This window comes from Clostridium sp. ATCC 25772 (genome assembly GCF_001573875.1).
Classification (GTDB): domain Bacteria; phylum Bacillota; class Clostridia; order Clostridiales; family Clostridiaceae; genus Clostridium_J; species Clostridium_J senegalense.
Genome location: NZ_LFRG01000102.1, coordinates 1 through 1,742, shown reverse-complemented (window position 1 = coordinate 1,742; position 1,742 = coordinate 1). Strand labels below are relative to the sequence as shown.

The window sequence follows — 1,742 nt, the reverse complement described above, 5'->3', positions numbered from 1 at the left end:
AGTCTCTACAAAATAGATTCTCAAATGAATTAACTGGTTTTACCTATATTTATCTGTTTAATTTTCAAAGACCAATTCGTCATTACCTGACGACTTTTACTATTTTACTAGGTTTTAACTTCTTTGTCAACACTTTTTTTAAAACTTTTTTAAAAATTTTTAAGTGTCTTTTAAAGTTTAAATCCTTATCGCTTGAGTTACTTACTTGTTTGCCTCAGCGACAAGATTTATTATATATAAAATCTATTAATACTTCTTCAATTTTTTTCTTATTTAATAAAATTTTGTTACTTTTTCTTTGTTTTTCATCAATATTCTACATTTTACAACTAATGACACACTAGGTTCAGTTTGTTTTATTTTTAACAAAAACAATATAAATAAAATAAAGCCTATGATTAAATAAGCCTCATTTTATTTATATCTTTTTATTTTAATTTATGCGTTTCTGTATAGTTTTCTCTGTCTGGAGTAGTGTAATGAAATTCTACACCTGCTTTTGCGTTTCCACTTTTAGCTTTACCTTGTATTTCTGGAACTACTTCTTCTTTACTCCTATGCTCATAATATCTTTTCATTCCTTTTTTAGCCATATATAGCACCACCTTATAATATAAATTTCATTTATATTGTTTACTATAATTAAGTTTTATATTAATAATAACGCTTAGTATATTTTTCTAAATGCTATATTTATATAAGTACAACTATAGTTAGTTAGAAGTTGTATAAGAAATAATCTTTAGTATTATTAGTACCATAGTGGGCGATATCACCATAGCTCTTAATTAAAGTAATCTACTAACTAACAATAAAATATTAATCTTAAATTATTCATTCTATAAAGTTGTATAATTAGAATTCAATACTATACTCTTATAAAATTTATAAAAATATCTTCATTAGAAACTTAAAAAGGTTTGCATATACCTTATTATATTTTTAATAATATTGAAAAATTTTTTTAAACTAACTATCCAGCTTCAAGCACAATTTATAATTCCTAAATTTTAAATTCTTAATTAACTATAGGGTTCCAAGTTGACTTTTAAAATTATCCATTTCAGAACTTGGATACCCAAAATAGTGAGACATGCTCTGAATAGCTTAGAATTCAACAATGTATCTTGTATAAAAATATTTTAAGGTTATTGAATAAATTTAAATTGGAGCTTGTTCCCCTATATAGGATTCCAAGCATGTGCATAAAGCTAAACCATTTTATTTCAATAAAACATTTTTCTTTTAATTTATTACTACACTATGTAATAATAAAAAATCTTAATAAGCTATTCATTGAAAATAAACTGTCAACTATTAGTATATTGTTAGTCTTAAATTTTTTCATTTGATAAATGCATAAACTTAAAAGTTATTAACAACACTCTTTCAAAAAACAAAAAGTTATAAACAAAATCACAGTTATTTATGTGAATTTGTTTATAACTTCTATCATTTTAAAATATATTGTTGATAACTTTTTATTTTTTATTTTTTAATAAATAAAAAAAGCTTAGTAAAATTACTAAGCTTGGTGGCTCGAGCAGGAATCGAACCAGCGACACGAGGATTTTCAGTCCTCTGCTCTACCGACTGAGCTATCGAGCCATACTTACCTGGCAACAACCTACCCTCCCACACAGTCACCCGTGCAGTACTCTCGGCGTCTAGAGGCTTAACTTGCCTGTTCGGAATGGAAAGGAGTGTTACCCTCTAAACCATCATCACCAGATTTTAATTTA

At 25.8% G+C, this 1,742-nt stretch carries 1 protein-coding gene, 1 tRNA gene and 1 rRNA gene; all 3 read right to left on the bottom strand.

Going from position 1 to position 1,742, the window contains the following annotated elements:
• Nucleotides 1-428: 428 nt before the first annotated feature.
• Nucleotides 429-593, bottom strand: a complete 165-nt coding sequence (locus tag AZI32_RS18780) for a hypothetical protein (protein WP_162829339.1) — start codon at nt 591-593, stop codon at nt 429-431.
• Nucleotides 594-1,532: 939 nt separating this feature from the next.
• Nucleotides 1,533-1,608 (bottom strand) — tRNA-Phe (locus AZI32_RS16915).
• A 6-nt stretch (nt 1,609-1,614) separates the two neighbouring features.
• Nucleotides 1,615-1,732, bottom strand: a 5S ribosomal RNA gene (rrf, locus tag AZI32_RS16910).
• Nucleotides 1,733-1,742: the final 10 nt, after the last annotated feature.